We start from the raw sequence: 16,308 nt of genomic DNA, 5'->3' as shown, positions 1-16,308 counted from the left end.
TTATAAAACATGGGCTTACATTTTCTTGATTTCGAGCAACCTATTGCCGAGCTGGAAGCCAAAATAGAAGAATTACGCATTGTTAATCAAGGCGGCGATTTCGACGTGGGTATAGAAGAAGAAATTGCGAAATTACGCGAAAAAAACGGTGAACGCACGCGTAAAATTTTTGATAACTTAGGGGCTTGGCAAATATCACAAGTTGCCCGCCATCCTATGCGCCCTTATACGCAAGACTATATCGACAACATGCTTACCGATTTTGATGAATTAGCGGGCGATCGTAATTATGCTGACGACAAAGCCATTATTGGTGGCTTAGCTAAGTTAGATGGCATTCCTGTTATGGTTATTGGCCATCAAAAAGGACGAGATACGCAAGAGAAAATTAAACGTAATTTTGGCATGCCTAAACCTGAAGGCTATCGTAAAGCACTGCGTTTAATGCGCATGGCTGAACGATTTAATTTGCCTATTTTGACCTTTATCGATACACCGGGTGCGTACCCAGGCGTTGGTGCTGAAGAACGTGGGCAAAGTGAAGCTATCGCGACTAACCTAAAAGTCATGGCAGAATTGACTGTTCCAATTATATGTACCGTTATTGGTGAAGGTGGCTCAGGTGGTGCACTTGCAATTGGGGTAGGGGACAGAGTCAATATGTTGCAGTATTCAACTTACTCTGTAATTTCGCCAGAAGGTTGTGCATCAATTTTGTGGAAAAGTGCAGAAAAAGCACCTATTGCCGCCGAGGCAATGGGCGTCACCGCACCACAAATAAAAGAGTTGGGTCTTATTAATACGATCGTAGACGAACCCTTAGGTGGCGCGCATCGCGATTACAAAAGCATGGCGGCTAATTTAAAGGCAACGATCAAACAGCAGTTAGCACAGTTGCAAAGTTTAAATGAAGCAACACTTATGCAAGAGCGATACGACAGACTTATGTCTTTTGGTTATTGCTGAACTTGAGCTTGAGTGTTATTGATGAATTAAAAAGTGCCTTGGCAGAATACTGCCGAGGCCTTTTGCTTAATTGATACAAGCAAAAATACAGACGGTTTGAGTCCACAGCCAACACATAAGATAAAAGAACTCTGTGTGGCCTATAGCGGCGGATTAGATTCAAGTGTATTACTTGATGCAGCCGATAAGTTATGTAAGGCAGAAAACATTCCCTTAAGTGCCTGTCATATTAATCACGGACTTAGTGCAAACGCAGAATACTGGTTAAATCATTGCCAGCAAGAATGTGAAGCCCGAAATATTCCTTTTCATGCTTATTCGCTTAACTTAAAGAAACAAGCTCAACAAAGTCTTGAGGCGCAAGCGCGAGATGCGCGGTATCTAGCCTTAGATGATTATGCAAGCAAAACTAAGCTCGTATTGTTAGCCCAGCATCAAAATGATCAAGCCGAAACTTTTTTACTACAATTAAAGCGAGGCGCTGGTATTGAAGGCCTATCAGCTATGCCTAAGTTTCACATTAATGCGTCAGGAAATGCTTATTTACGTCCCTTCTTATCACTTAGTCGGCAAGATTTAGAGAATTATGCCGAGCAAAATGGGCTTAGCTGGATAGAAGACGAATCTAATCAAGATAATCATTACGATCGTAACTTTTTGCGTAATCAGATTATACCTTTGCTAAAAGCACGTTGGCCTGCGATTGATAAGACGATTTCTAGAAGCGCTGATAATTGCGCGCAAGCGCAACAAACCAACACCGAATATATGCGCTTATTGGCAGCTACACTGCTTTGTGAAGAGCATAAAGTTTCAACTGTTTTGCTACGCACCCATTCCTTAGCAACACAAAGATTTTTTGTTCGTTATTGGCTTGATACTTATTTTTCGCGCAAACCCTCTAGCGCTCAATTAAACGACATTATTGGCTTAGCAAATTCATCTACAAACTCAGGTTACGTTGAGCTTTCAGGTCTTGCAATAGAGCGCTTTAAAGACAAATTGCATGGGCTAACTTTTAGTTACGCTGACTTAGTCGACGAGCAGTTACAAACGATCGCTATTGATTGGAACAAAGCTTCTCATATAAATTTACATGCAGGCCTCGCTTTACAGCGCCTAGATGTAGCTGCTGATATTGAAAGAGACAAGATGCTCTCAGAGATCTTTTCATTGCCAGAAACTGGCGTAGAGTGCAGATTTGCGGCCAGTAATATGAGCTTTAAAAGCAACCCTAAGCGCCCAACGAAAAAACTAAAAGCATGGTACCAAGAGTGGCACGTATCGCCCTTGGCGCGTTTAAGAACCCCAGTGTTTGTCAAAAATGGCCATGTATTGGCGGTTGCTGTATTGCCAAGCATCAAGACTTGTCAAAATGCAGACAAGCTAAATACAAATCATAAAGAAAGGTCAGTAAAAGTAGCATTAGTAAAAAGAAATTAGTAAATAGGCAACAATGCATCACTATTGTATTGCGCTTCAACACAAGAGGTAAGCTATGTTAGTTCAATTAACAGCACTACAAGCACGCGTAATTGGTGTGCTTATGGAAAAAGAAATTACCACACCGGATCAATATCCATTATCGCTAAATGCCTTAACCTTGGGCTGTAATCAAAAAAGTAGCCGTGAACCAATCATGCAATTGACAGAAACAGAAGTGCAAAACGTACTTGATGAGTTGCGCGCAAAAAATCTATTGTTTGAACATCAAAGCAGTGGCAGTCGGGTTACCAAGTACAAACATCGTTTCTGTAACACTGAATTTAACAGCTTACAGTTTACTGATAAGCAATTAGCCATTATTTGTGTCTTGTTACTTCGAGGCCCGCAAACACCGGGGGAGTTGCGCAGCAGAACGAATCGTTTGGCTGAGTTTGATAATGTGAATGAAGTCGAAGCTACTTTGGTTCAACTTAGCGATTTTCATGGTGACAAACTGCTTGTAAAATTAAACCGAGAGGCGGGTAAGAGAGAATCTCGATATGCGCATTTATTTTGTGGTGAGCTTGATTTAAGTCAGACCAATGACGTATCCATCCACAGTGAGAATAGTGACAGTAATGCCAATATGGGCAATGAAAGCCAAGCAAATGCAGGTGCGTTAGCACAAGCATTGCAAAGAATAGATGACTTAGAAGTAAATATCGAGAAACTCAACAAACAGCTAGCTGATATGCAAGAAACCTTGGATATTTTGTCAAGCTAGGCAGCCATAAACCTATTTTTGCCCGCTTGTTTTGCTTTGTATAGCGCGCTGTCAGCGCGCTCAAATAAACTCTTTGCATCGTCTGTATAAACGAAAGAAGTTGCGCCAACACTACTCGATACGCCATGTTGTGCAAAAGCTGGGTGCGCAGCAATAGCTTTATTTATTCTATCAGCCACACGCTTATTTGCTTTTGCATCGCTGTCTATGAGTAAACAACAAAATTCATCGCCACCAAATCTAAAAGCGTGATCCGAGTCACGAAGGCAATTATTTAAGATTTCGCCAAAACTGACAAGCACTTCGTCACCCTCTTGGTGTCCAAAGCGGTCATTGACCATTTTAAAATTGTCTAAATCGAACACTAGTAAGCCAAAGCTTTCCTGATTTCGCTTGCTGATGCTTATTAACTTGCTAATGGCTTCGTCATAGCTTGTGCGGTTGCCAAGGCCGGTCAGCATATCTTTAGTTGCCAGTTGGCTTATACGATAGTACTCCAAAGCATGGCGTAAGCTCATTGCAAAAATGCTGTGCATTTCTGAGAGTAGTTTGCGCTGAACGGGCGATAATACTTTCGAAAATGAATACGCTAACTGTGCATGCTGAGGAGTACCAAAAGGGTGACCATAGTAAATGGATATTTTCATGATGCGAGCATTCGCTTTGTATTTACCAGTACGTAATATCTGATCTGCAAATGCTAACTTTAGGGCGTTGCAAGGGAGTTTTTCCGCTAAAATAGCAAAATAATCGTGGCTTAGCTGCTCTAAATCTATGGACGACAACATCGTACGCATGATGTATGCAGACTCTGCCATAGTTAATACGGCGCTGTCGTCTAAATTTATGTCGGCTAAGGCCTTTGTACTTGCATCTTGAGATATGCTACTGATATCCATATTTAACTCCAATTTTTCGTCAAAAACTTGGCATATATTTACTACGGCTTGCATAATCGATAGTATTTAGTCCTGTGACTTCTTAGGTCTAAAATACTTAAGAATACTGATTACGTCCCGTAATGCCTAACGTTGGTGAAATTCACCTTGGCGTGTTTCAAAAGAGATTGCTTTTAAAACGTCTAGTATTACGATTAGCTGATAGCAATTTATGTGCCATCGTGTATATTTGTTGGGGTGATAGCAAAACTCATGACTTTACTGTAAGGCGTTTACTTTGGACCATACTTTTATCAGCATCATTTCGTTAATGGCTATAGCCGTACTATTGGTGTGGTTTTTCAAACGAATGTCATTACCACCTATTTTGGCATATTTGGTCGCTGGCGTTTTAACTGGCCCAGAGTTACTTGAATTATTTACAAATCCCGATGATATGCACCTTGCCGCAGAGGTAGGCATTGTTTTTCTTTTGTTTAGTTTGGGTTTAGAGTTTAGTTTGGCCCGTATGGTGGCAATGAGGCGGCTAGTATTTGGCGTTGGTACGGCACAAATGTGCCTTACCACTGGGCTTATTGCCCTCATTGGTTTACTTTTAGGGCAATCTATTACCGCTGCTGTAATAGTGGGGGCAAGTATTGCTTTGTCGTCAACCGCGATCGTCATTAAGACCATTGATGAACAGGGAAAGTTAAATACACAACGCTCGCAACTCGCGGTCAGTATCTTGTTGTTTCAAGATCTTGCAGTGGTGCCACTACTCATTATTATTCCTTTACTTAATGCGACATCAGACACCAGTATAGGCAGTGCGATTTTAATCGCATTGGTCAAAGGAGTCGTTGTTGTCGTGGCGCTGCTATCAATAGGGAAGTGGTTACTTCCTCGTATTTTTAATGAAATTGCCAAAACGAAGACAGACGAACTTTTTGTATTGAGCACAATACTGATTGCTTTGTTAGCCGCTGGTGCCACCTATGCGTTTGGCCTATCGATGGCCTTAGGCGCATTTTTAGCAGGTATGATGTTGAGCGAATCCCAATATAGGCATCAACTTGAATCTGATATTCGACCATTTCGTGACATACTAATGGGCATTTTCTTCGTTAGTGTTGGCATGAAGCTCGAATTAAACGTTCTAATGAGCCAATTGCACATTATCCTACTGGGTATCATTGTGTTAGTTGTTATAAAGGCCGCCGTTGTTAGGTTGTCAGCTTGGCTAACACAAGAAAAAGCACAAGATGGTTGGGCGGCAGGTTTTAAGTTGGCGCAAATGGGGGAGTTTAGTTTTGTTATTATTGCACTAGCACTTGAGAACCAACTGATTTCAAAAGAACTCTCTAGTATTTTGATGTGTATGGGCTTATTTAGTATGGCAATTACGCCATGGTTAATAGATAAAAGTGATTATTTCTCTCGCACTATTACGGGCAACAAGCATGGCAACTTAGCACTTAGCGCAAACACCCCTAAATCTGAAGCGCTGAACAATCATGTTATCATTTTAGGCTTTGGGCGAGTGGGTCAGTCAATTGCACGCATGCTTAAACTTGAAGCCTTATCTTTTCAAGCGATAGATATAGATCCTATCCGGGTTCAAGAAAGTCGCACCGCCGGTGAACAAGTACTGTTTGGTGATGGCTCACAAAAAGATATTCTCAATACCGCGAATATAGAACAAGCTACATCGGTCATTATCACCTTCGATGAGCATGCGAAAGCCTTAAGAGTAATTAACACTGTCAAAGCAATCAACCCTAAACTAGCTATTTTGGTAAGAACGCGCAAAGACCGCAATTCACAAGAGTTATTTGATGCCGGTGCATCGCATGTGGTACCTGAAATGCAAGAGGGTAGCCTTATGTTGATTTCTCAGGTGCTACACTATTCTGGCATCCCTATGTCGCGCATACTCAAGCGTATTCGCAATGAACGAAAACAGGGCTACGAGCATATGCATGGATTTTTCCCTGGCGAGACGACTGAAATCAATTATGAAACCTCCGACAAACTAGAATTTATGCATGCGGTGGTTATGACTGACAATGCTTTTGCCGTGGGTAAAACCATCGACCAGTTAGGCATTTCTCAAAAGAGAGTGAAACTAATTTCAATACGCAGGAATGCAAAAGAACATGAAAACCCGTCTGGTAGCTACTTAATAGAGTCGCATGATGTTGTGGTAATATCAGGCAAACCCAGAAGGGTTGAACGTATTGAAAATTATCTATTGAATGGCGCTTAATCAATTTAATAGCGCGTTTTGGGTTTTTATAAGGCGTCAAACTCACGCTTAAGTTGGTATTTTTCGTCAGTGACGATTTTCTCAAGCACCGCTAAACGTTCAGCCATTATGTGGAGTTCTTTTTGCATTTGCTCATGTTCTTCGCGAAGTTGATTTTCAAGCGCTTTGTTTTGCTTTCCCGGCGAGCGGTTTTTACTCAAACTAACAATGCCGTAACAAATGATGCCAACAATTGCGATAGCCGTAATATCCATTTTTTTCTCCTACAAAATCTAATAAAATACATGATGAAGAAAGACCTAGTTTTTTTATACTTGTGCATTACTAGGTTTTCTCAATGTCCGTTGCTAATAGTTTAGCAAGATTATTGCCATATATATAAGTCATTGAAAATATAGGTGTATTTATAAACCCACCTGATATATTTCATGTTAACATGATAGATACGACCATTATTTGGTTAAATTAGTGAGTAACTTAGTCAATAAAACCAATTGCAAAAGGTCTTTAAAACCATAGTCACATGATAAAGCCATTCGAAACCGACATATCCGAGCATGAATATTTTATGCAAAAAGCACTCGAGCAAGCCATGTTAGCAGAAAAGATTGGCGAGGTCCCCGTAGGCGCTGTTGTAGTGCTCGATAATAAAATTATAGGTGAAGGGTATAATCGCTGTATCACTGACAACGATCCTTCTTTGCACGCCGAAATGATTGCCATTAGGTCTGCGGCGAAAGCCCTAGGTAATTACCGATTAAATGGTGCGACTATTTACGTCACGCTTGAGCCCTGCAGTATGTGCGCAGGCCTGCTCGTGCATAGCCGAATTAAACAGCTTGTCTTTGGAGCCCATGATGCTAAGACAGGTGCAGCGGGCTCGGTCATGAATATTGTTCAACACGACACCTTGAATCATAAAATGGCGTTAGTATCTGGGGTACTGGGGGATGTGTGTAGCCAGCAATTGTCCTCTTTTTTTAAACAACGAAGGGCACAAATTAAAGCCGAAAAGCTTGCGTCGCGCCAGTAGCTTGAGTCACACCGATAACATGCGCGGTAGCACTAGCTTGCGTCGCATAAGTAAGCGCGCAAGATAATGGCTTAAGATTTAATTTGTGTAATTACTACGAGGAACTACGTCACTGTCGCTTGCCCTGCTGGCTGCTTTAAAGAGCCCGGGCCATGGATTTAGCAGGCTTCTTGAAACTCTTGATTAAGCTCATTGCCGTCAAATTGTTTACGTCTTATCAACACTCTATGATGTAACTTCTTTAGTAATACTCTGCGTTGGTTATTATTTTTTAATCGTCTATTTTTATTCATACTATTATTTCTTCTCATTTGTTTACTCCAAAAAGCGAATCTTATGTCGTACGCTTTCTAATGCTTTGTTTTATTTATCTATTTGTCTGTAGAGTTCCCTTATTTATAGGATTATGTTCTACCTGTATATAAGTACGAGATACCGTTTTGGTTCTCTTTACATGCGAATGTTTGTTCACTCGCTTGCTTACTTCTTTGTACTAATCAATATACTAAGCAAGTTATGCACCAACTTCGTGACACTTTTATGTAGGTTTTTTGACAGTTTTCAACACAAAGGTTCAATAATCAATCGCTACTTACCTGTAAGTATAAATTTACATTAATAAAAATGCTATTAAAACAATGGTTTACATAAGCAGTTCGCTTGCTTATTTATTCGGTTGAAGGTGCTGGCGTGGCGCTATCTTGGTCGCTTTCTACTTCTAAGATCGGGGCTTGTGTATCGCTAGGGTCGTCAAACGTGCTGTCAGGTTCTACACTATTGTCTGTAGGTATATTCTGATTTTGCTCTAAGTATAAGAGACTATCATAATAGCGGCGAATATTCTCCACATAATTTACCGCCTCATTGCCGCGCGCATAGCCATAGCGAGTATATTTATAAAATTTCTTTTGGCGTAGCAAGGGTAGATGCTTTTTTACATCTATCCAAAGATCAGGGTTATACCCTTGACCTTGCGTAATACGGCGTGCATCTTCTAAATGTCCTAAGCCAATGTTATAGGCTGCCAGTGCCATCCACTCGCGATCAGGATGTTGAATGCGGGCCGGTATTCTTTTTAGTAAACTGGCAAAGTAGCGTGCGCCGCCGCTGATACTTTGCTGTGCGTCCGTTCGCGTTTCAATACCCATATCAGAAGCGGTGGCCCGTGTTAGCATCATCATGCCTTTAACCCCTGTTGGCGACACCGCATTTGGGTTCCAATGACTTTCTTGGTAGGCCATTGCGGCGAGCAAGCGCCAATCAAGATCATTCGCGTGAGCTTCAAACATTTCTTTGTATTTAGGGAGTTTGACTGCTACAGCGCGCATAAAAGCACGTGTATCAACAAAATCAAAACTGCGAATATGTCCAAAGTACTTGTCTTCTAGGGCGGCGAGCTTTCCATTGGATTGTAAGTCGCCGAAATACTCCAAAAGAGCAGCACGCACCGAATCGTCGGTATCTCTGTTTAGCATCCAGCCTAATTTTAAAGTGTCTGTAATAGAAAAACCGATGCCTAAGTTAGGGTATCGGCGTCTGGCAACAGCCAAAATATTAGAGTCTGATATAGTATAGTCAAGCTCGCCGTTGGCCACCATCTCGAGTAATTCTTCAATATCTTTATCGCTGGTTTCTTGCCAATTGAAGCCTGCCATCTCGCTTGCTTTTTCTTGCATTGGTTCACGGTAAAGATCATTCGCGATGATAGTTAAATCACCTTCAATATCTGTCAAATCTCTGGGTCTGTCTTGGCCTTTTTGATAAACCAATTCGAAGTTTAAGCTTTGATAGGCAGGACCAAATTTGTAGGCTTGCTGGCGAGCATCGGTCATTGTGATATTGGCGGCTAATAAATCAACGCGCTTGCTGTCTAGTTGCTCAATCAATTCGGCGTATGAATAATATGGATAGACTTCAAGTTTCACATCAAGAAATTCGGCAAAACCTTTTACCAGCTCATATTCAAATCCTTCTTGAGTAACGGGGCCATTGTAGTAGGTAGTTCGCCCGTAAATTGAGCCCACCTTGATTACACCATCATTGAGTATTCTTGCCAGTTCAGAGTCATTTTTGTAGGGTTGGCAACTTGTCAGCAATAAAATTGATAAAGCCAACAGACTTATTTTTAAAAACAAATTGTAAGCGCCCAATTGCTTGGCTAGGCCGTTCTTATCTGTTTTTTGCTTTAAGTTCATATACTCAGTGATAGCCTTGTTTCGTTGTCTTAGATGAAGAATCATTAATATTGTGTTGAGATAATGACTAATTCTACAATGTTTATCTACTTAAACATGAAAAAAAGTAAGGCCAAACCTAAAATCTGCGGTCCAAAAGCCTTATCAAATCACTCTGTTTCCTCTATACTCGCGCATGCTTTTATACTTAGCTATAGCACGTTTACAAAAATACGCTTAGCATTCAAGTATAAGCCATTATTACGCTCATTCTAACTAAGTGGATACTCCCTATGCTCAATCTGTTTGGCTCTTCTATGCTATCTGATTTTAACAAACAAAAGCTTTTACAAGAGCTTTCTCAAAAAGGGGTGAAAGTCAGCGATATCAGCGCATACTACGTCCACTTTGTTGATACCAATGAAGCGCTTAACAAAGAGCAAGAGCAAACGCTACAAAGCTTGCTGACTTACGGACCTAAAGCAAAAACCACTGAGCATGCAAAGCCCGAAAATTTAAGCATCGTGATTAGTCCTCGTGCTGGCACTATTTCCCCTTGGTCAAGCAAAGCTACCAATATCGCGCACAATTGCGGATTAACCGCCATAAACAGGATTGAACGTGGTGTCGAATACAAATTTTGGGGTAAAAACCTAAGCGCCCATCAAGCATTAATTGAAGACCTAATCCATGACCGTATGACCGAGATGGTTTTAGCCAACCAACAAGATGCATCTAGACTCTTTATCCAGACCGAAGCAAAGCCCTTACAGGCGGTAGATGTGTTAGGTGAAGGCAGAAAAGCACTCGAAGACGCCAATAAGCTATTAGGTTTAGCCTTGGCTGAAGATGAAATTGACTATTTACAAAGTAGTTTTGAAAAGTTGGGCCGCAATCCTCACGATGTTGAATTATATATGTTTGCCCAAGCCAATTCAGAGCATTGTCGTCATAAAATCTTCAATGCTGACTGGACGATTGACAATGTTGATCAAGAAAAATCATTATTTAAAATGATTAAGAACACCTTTGAAACCACACCAGAATTTGTATCCTCAGCGTACAAAGACAACGCAGCGGTGATGGATGGTTTCACTGCAGGACGTTTCTACGCTGATCCTATCACCCATGAATACAGCTACCATCATGAGCCAATTGATATATTGATGAAGGTAGAGACCCACAATCACCCAACCGCCATTTCACCCTTTCCAGGCGCGGCAACCGGCTCTGGCGGTGAAATCAGAGATGAAGGTGCTACCGGAAGAGGCTCAAAACCCAAAGCGGGTTTAGTTGGATTTAGCGTGTCGAATTTGAATCTTCCTAATCAAGGACAGGCGTGGGAACAGGCTTACGGCAAACCCAGTCGAATTGTTGATGCTCTTGAAATAATGACCAAAGGACCACTAGGTGCTGCTGCTTTTAACAATGAGTTTGGACGCCCAAATATCCTCGGATACTTTAGAACTTACGAACAGCAAGTAGATAGCTTTAACGGCATTGAAGTCCGAGGCTATCACAAACCCATTATGTTAGCCGGTGGCTTAGGTAACATTAAACGCAGCCATATTGAAAAAGGCGAAATCACAAAGGGTGCTAAATTAATTGCACTGGGTGGTCCGGCGATGAATATTGGTCTTGGCGGCGGCGCAGCCTCTTCAGTAGCCTCGGGCCAAAGTAACCAAGATTTAGACTTTGCGTCAGTACAGCGCGAAAACCCAGAAATGGAACGCAGATGCCAAGAAGTCATAGACCGCTGTTGGCAGTTGGGCGACAACAATCCTATTCAGTTTATCCATGATGTTGGCGCAGGTGGTCTTTCTAACGCCTTTCCAGAACTCGTTAACGATGCGGGTCGCGGCGGCGTATTTGAATTAAGAGAAGTCCCATGTGATGAGTCGGGGATGTCACCTTTAGAAATTTGGTGTAACGAATCTCAAGAACGTTACGTATTATCGGTCGCGCCTGAAAACCTAAGTTTGTTTACTGAAATATGTGAACGTGAACGCACGCCATTTAAGGTAGTAGGGCATGCCACTGTTGAGCAACACTTAACCCTAAGCGATAGAAAATTTGGTAACAAACCCATTGATATGCCCCTTGATGTGCTTTTAGGTAAACCCCCTAAAATGCATAGAGATGTTAAACGTACTACTGCCAAAGGCGATGACTTTGATGCGCAAAATATCGATATTGAAGATGCTGCTGCGCGCTTATTAGCTCTCCCTACCATTGCTGAAAAGACCTTTCTTATTACCATTGGTGACAGAAGTGTAACGGGCATGGTGGCGCGCGATCAAATGGTCGGCCCTTGGCAAGTTCCGGTAGCTGATGTGGCGGTAACAACAAGTTCTTTTGACTCTTATTATGGAGAGGCGATGGCAATGGGCGAACGTACGCCGGTTGCATTATTAAATCACGGTGCAGCAGCCCGTTTAGCCGTTGCTGAATCATTAACCAATATTGCTGCGGCAAATATTGGCGATATTAAACGCATAAAACTCTCAGCGAATTGGATGGCCCCAGCCAATCACCCAGGTGAAGATGCGGGTTTATATGAAGCCGTAAAAGCTGTCGGTGAAGAATTATGCCCTGCTTTGGGTTTAGCGATTCCTGTTGGTAAAGATTCAATGTCAATGCGCACGGCATGGACTGAAGAGAATGGTGAACACAGCGAAGATAAAGCGGTTACTTCGCCATTGTCTCTTGTCATTACGGGCTTTGGTGCGGTGCAAGATGTACGCAAAACACTAACGCCAGAATTAACTATTAATATTGACTCATCTTTATTGTTAATTGATTTAGGCAAAGGCAAGGCACGCATGGGCGGGTCCTGTTTGGCACAAGTCTACAATGCCTTGGGGCATGAAGTACCCGATGTAGATGACGCTAGCGATTTGCTTAATTTGTTCAACGCCATTCAGTCGCTCGGCGATAAATCGCTTATTCAAGCCTATCACGATGTGTCTGACGGCGGCTTGTTTACTACCTTGGTGGAAATGGCCTTTGCAGGTAATGCTGGCCTTGATATTGATCTTACCAATTTAGTCGCGGCCAGTGCCCATGCGAGCACGATGAATGTTGCCAAAACCTTATTCAGTGAAGAGATTGGTGTTGTTATTCAAGTTGCCAATGTCGATTTAGCTGCCGTGAATAAAATACTCGACAGCTTCGCATTAAAAGATTGTACGCATCAAATAGGCAAGGTAACAGCCGATGACAATATTCGTTTCACCCATCATGGTGATACGGTATTAGAAAATACTCGCACTCATTATCGCTTGGCATGGGCAAGCACAACCTTCGCGATGCAGTCATTACGAGATAATCCAGAATGTGCCAAACAAGAGCATGAAGCAAAAGCTGATAATCAAAATCCAGGCTTGCATTCACAATTGAGTTTTGATGTAAATGAAGACGTTTCAGCGCCGTATATCAAAAAAGGCAGTAAACCCAAAGTCGCTATTTTGCGCGAACAGGGAGTAAACTCTCATGTTGAAATGGCAGCGGCGTTTAATCGTGCTGGCTTTGACGCTATTGACGTCCACATGAGTGACTTACTCGCAAAACGTAAGAAGTTAAGCGACTTTAAGGGCTTAGTTGCCTGTGGTGGTTTTTCGTATGGTGATGTTTTAGGTGCGGGAGAGGGCTGGGCTAAATCGATACTTTATAATGCCTATTTACGTGACACTTTTAGTGAATATTTTGCTAATGAAGAGACTTTTAGTTTAGGCGTATGTAATGGCTGTCAAATGCTTTCGAATCTGAAATCGTTGATCCCAGGTGCGAAGCATTGGGCGCATTTTGTGCAAAATGAATCAGCGCGCTTTGAAGCTAGAGCCGCAATGGTTGAAATTCAGAAAAGCCCCTCAATCTTTTTACAAGGTATGGAAGGTTCGCGTATGCCTATCGCGGTATCGCATGGTGAAGGGCGCGCTGAGTTTGCGAAGAAGAAACAACTCGCAAAACTCGCCAAACATGATTTGGTCGCGATGCGTTTTGTTGATAACTACGGCAAAGTAACTGAGCAATACCCAGCAAACCCTAATGGTTCTGTAGAGGGTATTACAGGGCTTACCAGTAAAGATGGTCGTGCAACAATTATGATGCCGCACCCAGAGCGCGTATTTCGAGCGGTAACGAATTCGTGGGCAGATCCTAAGTGGCAAGAAGATAGCCCGTGGATGCGTATGTTTAGAAATGCACGTTTGTTTATAGATTAGCGCGCGCATGCGCGCTAAATATAAACTTGTTAGCGTCAAGCAATTATATCTAAAGCGGTGGAAGTTTAGATTTTGCTTAGCAATCGCGTCTGTTTAGTAAATGTTTCTCGATATTAAATACATGTTCGTCTTCGACTTCATGTTCTCTGAGTGCATTGGCCATTTGGTAAACATATTCTGCGTTCTCACCGCTTGGCCCTTTACTATTAAAAATATGCTCGGCCAGTTGTGCTATTGGGGTAGGGCCTAAATAGACATCGCTGCTTTCATCACCAATGTATACGAGTCCTTTAACACTTCGGCCACTGCTTAACTGAATGTCGATAGTCTCTCTTAAATAGCCATTTTTTTCGCGGTGGTCTAGGTGTTCAAACTCAGCTTCCGTTATCCTATAAGCAACGCCAAAGCAGGTTGCGTTTGGCGTAGGTGTAAGGGTTAAGACAATACCAGGATTTTCTGGCGTGCCCCTGTGATCGTGGCTTAGCATCCAAAAGCGTCGCTCCCATCCAGAAATAGTGGAGGACTGCTTATCGATGTATGGAAAATCGACTTTATAAATTAACGAGCCATAACCAAATACCCAAATTTCATCGAAGCTTGATAAGTCTTGTCGCTGTTGATTGATAGATTGTGTATCGTGCATATAATTAGTTAGTCACACAACTTCATGCCACTTATTTGCTCACCGTCTTTAACGTAATCAACAACAACACCGTTTCTAATCAATACCGCGTCGTTCCTCATACCTGTAAGGTTTCCGAGCAAGTTCTTTGAATCAACTTCTACACATACTAAATAGCCGTAATTAATGCCGGTGAGTTTATCACCAATCCATCGCTTTATCGGTGATGACATGTCGTTGATTTGAATAGTTGACGGATCGCGTAACTCAGCCATAAGATAGTCTCTGGTAATTTCTTGATAATTTTCAGGGAATTCCCCATAGTCAGCTTCTTTCTCTTGGGTAGGCCCTGGCAGTGTCGCGCATGCTGACAATAATAGACTGGCGAATGCGATTGCTGTTGTTTTCATAAAAATCTCCTTTAGGCTAATGTCCTATTAGCTTCGTTTTTGATGTATTTCGCGGTTGATCTGTTTTTGGTTAGGATGTTTTTTAAGTAAAACATAAACGCTTCCCAAACCACCATGTTGCTTCAGCGCAGTATGGTAAGCAATAACCGCGTCAATTTCAGATAACCAGTGGTTTACGTAACTTTTCATAAACCCGGGAAAGGGTTTTGAGTGCAGGCCTAGTCCATGATCAACTAACAAGGTGCGTATGCCGCGCTCATGACAATCGCAAATAGTATTAAAAAGTGTTAACCGGGCGTCTTCAAACTTCATCCTTTGTAAGGACAATCTAGAATCAATTTGATATTTACCCAAGCGAAGGTTTTTAAACACGCCTTCTTGTACACCATCTTTTTTATATGCCAAGAAATCATGAGGGTCAACAGGAGTCACGTTGTCAACACTTAAGCCGTTATCGTCTAACGCAACCTGTTTTTCGAGAGCTTCTCTTTTTAGTCGCTGACTAAGCGTCTCGCCATGGCGCGTTTCAATCGCGGCTTTGTTAACTTTAGCGATGGGCTTTACATCGTGCATTTGGGCCATAAAAGAGATGTCGTCATCATCTACTTCATTCATAACCTTCTCCTTTAAACATAAAATAGAGTAGTAAACTGTGTTTGTAACTCGTCTAATGTTGTGTATCTTATACGAAAACACAAGTGCATTGATCATAAATTTTGACAGTATGATTTGTCGCATTATGCCAGAAATGAAATCGGTAATATTGCCATACAAAATTTACTCAATTTGTCTTCAGTTTAGGTGTAATCTATTGATAATAGTTCATGAATATTTGCGTTATGGTATATATGCTTATGGATGTTGCTAATCGGTTAAATAATAATTCGACGTTTGAGTCAATGGTGCTAGGCATTTAATTGGCACAGCGGTCTCACCCCGAAATGGGTTCTTCTAACAAGAATAGTGAATTACATTAATGACAAAATATATCGTTTTACTAAGAGGAATTAATGTATCGGGCAAAAACCTCCTAGCAATGAAGGATCTGGTAGTGCTTTTAAATGCGTTGGATTGCCAGGGGGTTAAGACTTATATTCAGAGCGGAAATGTAGTTTTAAACTCAACTTTGTCATCCGTGGCCCTTGAAGAAGCTATTGCAACTGAGATTTATGCGAAGCAGGGTTATGACATAAAAGTATTAGCCTTAACTTTTTCTGCGTTTACAAAGGCCGTCAATGACTGTCCTTTTAGCGTCACAGAGGGTAAGTTTCTGCATTATTTCTTTGCAGCATCAGTGCCCAAATCTGCCAATACTGAGCTTTTAGCATCATTGTGTGCGGAGTCTGAACAATACCAACTAAAAGGATCTGTATTTTACTTGTATGCACCTAAGGGCATCGGCAGGTCAAAGTTAGCGGCGAAAGCTGAAAAGGCTTTGGGCGTGCCCACAACCGCGAGAAATCACAACACTGTTCAAAAGTTGCTATCACTAGCGAGCTAACGACGGTTTAACGCTGAGCCAAG

Annotated in this window: 14 protein-coding genes; 7 read left to right on the top strand and 7 right to left on the bottom strand. The window is 41.9% G+C overall.

Going from position 1 to position 16,308, the window contains the following annotated elements; genetic code table 11:
- Window positions 1–9 precede the first annotated feature (9 nt).
- The 3 genes from accA to AC0L6H_RS19015 are packed head-to-tail and all read left to right on the top strand — an operon-like array spanning window position 10 to window position 3,175.
- Window positions 10–966: an acetyl-CoA carboxylase carboxyl transferase subunit alpha gene (gene accA / locus AC0L6H_RS19025; protein WP_473390848.1), complete on the top strand. Its 957-nt coding sequence runs from the start codon at window positions 10–12 to the stop codon at window positions 964–966.
- A 33-nt stretch (window positions 967–999) separates the two neighbouring features.
- Window positions 1,000–2,409, top strand: coding sequence for a tRNA lysidine(34) synthetase TilS (gene tilS, locus AC0L6H_RS19020; protein ID WP_473390847.1), 1,410 nt, complete (start codon window positions 1,000–1,002; stop codon window positions 2,407–2,409).
- Between the two features lie 55 nt (window positions 2,410–2,464).
- Complete coding sequence (locus AC0L6H_RS19015; RefSeq protein WP_473390846.1) at window positions 2,465–3,175, top strand: YceH family protein; 711 nt, start codon at window positions 2,465–2,467, stop codon at window positions 3,173–3,175.
- Here AC0L6H_RS19015 and AC0L6H_RS19010 read toward each other — a convergent pair.
- Window positions 3,172–4,074, bottom strand: a complete 903-nt coding sequence (locus tag AC0L6H_RS19010; protein WP_473390845.1) for a GGDEF domain-containing protein — start codon at window positions 4,072–4,074, stop codon at window positions 3,172–3,174. The genes AC0L6H_RS19015 and AC0L6H_RS19010 overlap by 4 nt on opposite strands.
- Window positions 4,075–4,384: 310 nt before the next feature.
- Between AC0L6H_RS19010 and AC0L6H_RS19005 the strand changes: the two genes are divergently transcribed.
- Complete coding sequence (locus AC0L6H_RS19005) at window positions 4,385–6,322, top strand: monovalent cation:proton antiporter family protein (RefSeq protein WP_473394584.1); 1,938 nt, start codon at window positions 4,385–4,387, stop codon at window positions 6,320–6,322.
- A gap of 26 nt (window positions 6,323–6,348) precedes the next feature.
- Here AC0L6H_RS19005 and AC0L6H_RS19000 read toward each other — a convergent pair whose 3' ends face one another.
- Window positions 6,349–6,576, bottom strand: a complete 228-nt coding sequence (locus AC0L6H_RS19000) for a hypothetical protein (RefSeq protein WP_473390844.1) — start codon at window positions 6,574–6,576, stop codon at window positions 6,349–6,351.
- A gap of 269 nt (window positions 6,577–6,845) precedes the next feature.
- Between AC0L6H_RS19000 and tadA the strand changes: the two genes are divergently transcribed.
- Window positions 6,846–7,355: a tRNA adenosine(34) deaminase TadA gene (tadA, locus tag AC0L6H_RS18995; RefSeq protein ID WP_473390842.1), complete on the top strand. Its 510-nt coding sequence runs from the start codon at window positions 6,846–6,848 to the stop codon at window positions 7,353–7,355.
- A 158-nt stretch (window positions 7,356–7,513) separates the two neighbouring features.
- Here the strand turns inward: tadA and AC0L6H_RS18990 are convergent, their stop codons facing one another.
- On the bottom strand, window positions 7,514–7,666 hold the full coding sequence (locus AC0L6H_RS18990) for a hypothetical protein (protein ID WP_473390841.1): 153 nt from the start codon (window positions 7,664–7,666) through the stop codon (window positions 7,514–7,516).
- Window positions 7,667–8,023: 357 nt separating this feature from the next.
- Complete coding sequence (gene mltF / locus AC0L6H_RS18985; protein ID WP_473390840.1) at window positions 8,024–9,550, bottom strand: membrane-bound lytic murein transglycosylase MltF; 1,527 nt, start codon at window positions 9,548–9,550, stop codon at window positions 8,024–8,026.
- 272 nt (window positions 9,551–9,822) lie between these two features.
- On the opposite strand from mltF, the gene purL reads away from it, so the two are divergent.
- On the top strand, window positions 9,823–13,752 hold the full coding sequence (gene purL / locus AC0L6H_RS18980; protein ID WP_473390838.1) for a phosphoribosylformylglycinamidine synthase: 3,930 nt from the start codon (window positions 9,823–9,825) through the stop codon (window positions 13,750–13,752).
- Between the two features lie 76 nt (window positions 13,753–13,828).
- Here the strand turns inward: purL and AC0L6H_RS18975 are convergent, their stop codons facing one another.
- Genes AC0L6H_RS18975 through smrA form a run of 3 tightly spaced genes read right to left on the bottom strand, consistent with a single transcriptional unit; the run spans window position 13,829 to window position 15,399 of the window.
- On the bottom strand, window positions 13,829–14,395 hold the full coding sequence (locus AC0L6H_RS18975) for a gamma-glutamylcyclotransferase (protein WP_473390837.1): 567 nt from the start codon (window positions 14,393–14,395) through the stop codon (window positions 13,829–13,831).
- 8 nt (window positions 14,396–14,403) lie between these two features.
- A complete protein-coding gene (locus AC0L6H_RS18970) occupies window positions 14,404–14,784 on the bottom strand; it encodes a hypothetical protein (protein ID WP_473390836.1) in 381 nt (126 codons plus the stop codon).
- A gap of 27 nt (window positions 14,785–14,811) precedes the next feature.
- Window positions 14,812–15,399 (bottom strand): DNA endonuclease SmrA, encoded by a 588-nt coding sequence (gene smrA, locus AC0L6H_RS18965; RefSeq protein WP_473390834.1) that lies wholly within the window; start codon window positions 15,397–15,399, stop codon window positions 14,812–14,814.
- 361 nt (window positions 15,400–15,760) lie between these two features.
- Here smrA and AC0L6H_RS18960 point away from each other — a divergent pair, with 361 nt between their 5' ends.
- Window positions 15,761–16,285 carry a DUF1697 domain-containing protein gene (locus AC0L6H_RS18960; protein ID WP_473390833.1) on the top strand — a complete coding sequence of 175 codons (525 nt, stop codon included), beginning with the start codon at window positions 15,761–15,763 and terminating at the stop codon, window positions 16,283–16,285.
- The last annotated feature ends 23 nt before the right edge of the window (window positions 16,286–16,308 follow it).

Source organism: Glaciecola sp. G7-5, assembly GCF_055808975.1.
Note: the sequence above shows the minus strand (reverse complement) of the source record. Positions and strands in the feature narration are given on the sequence as shown.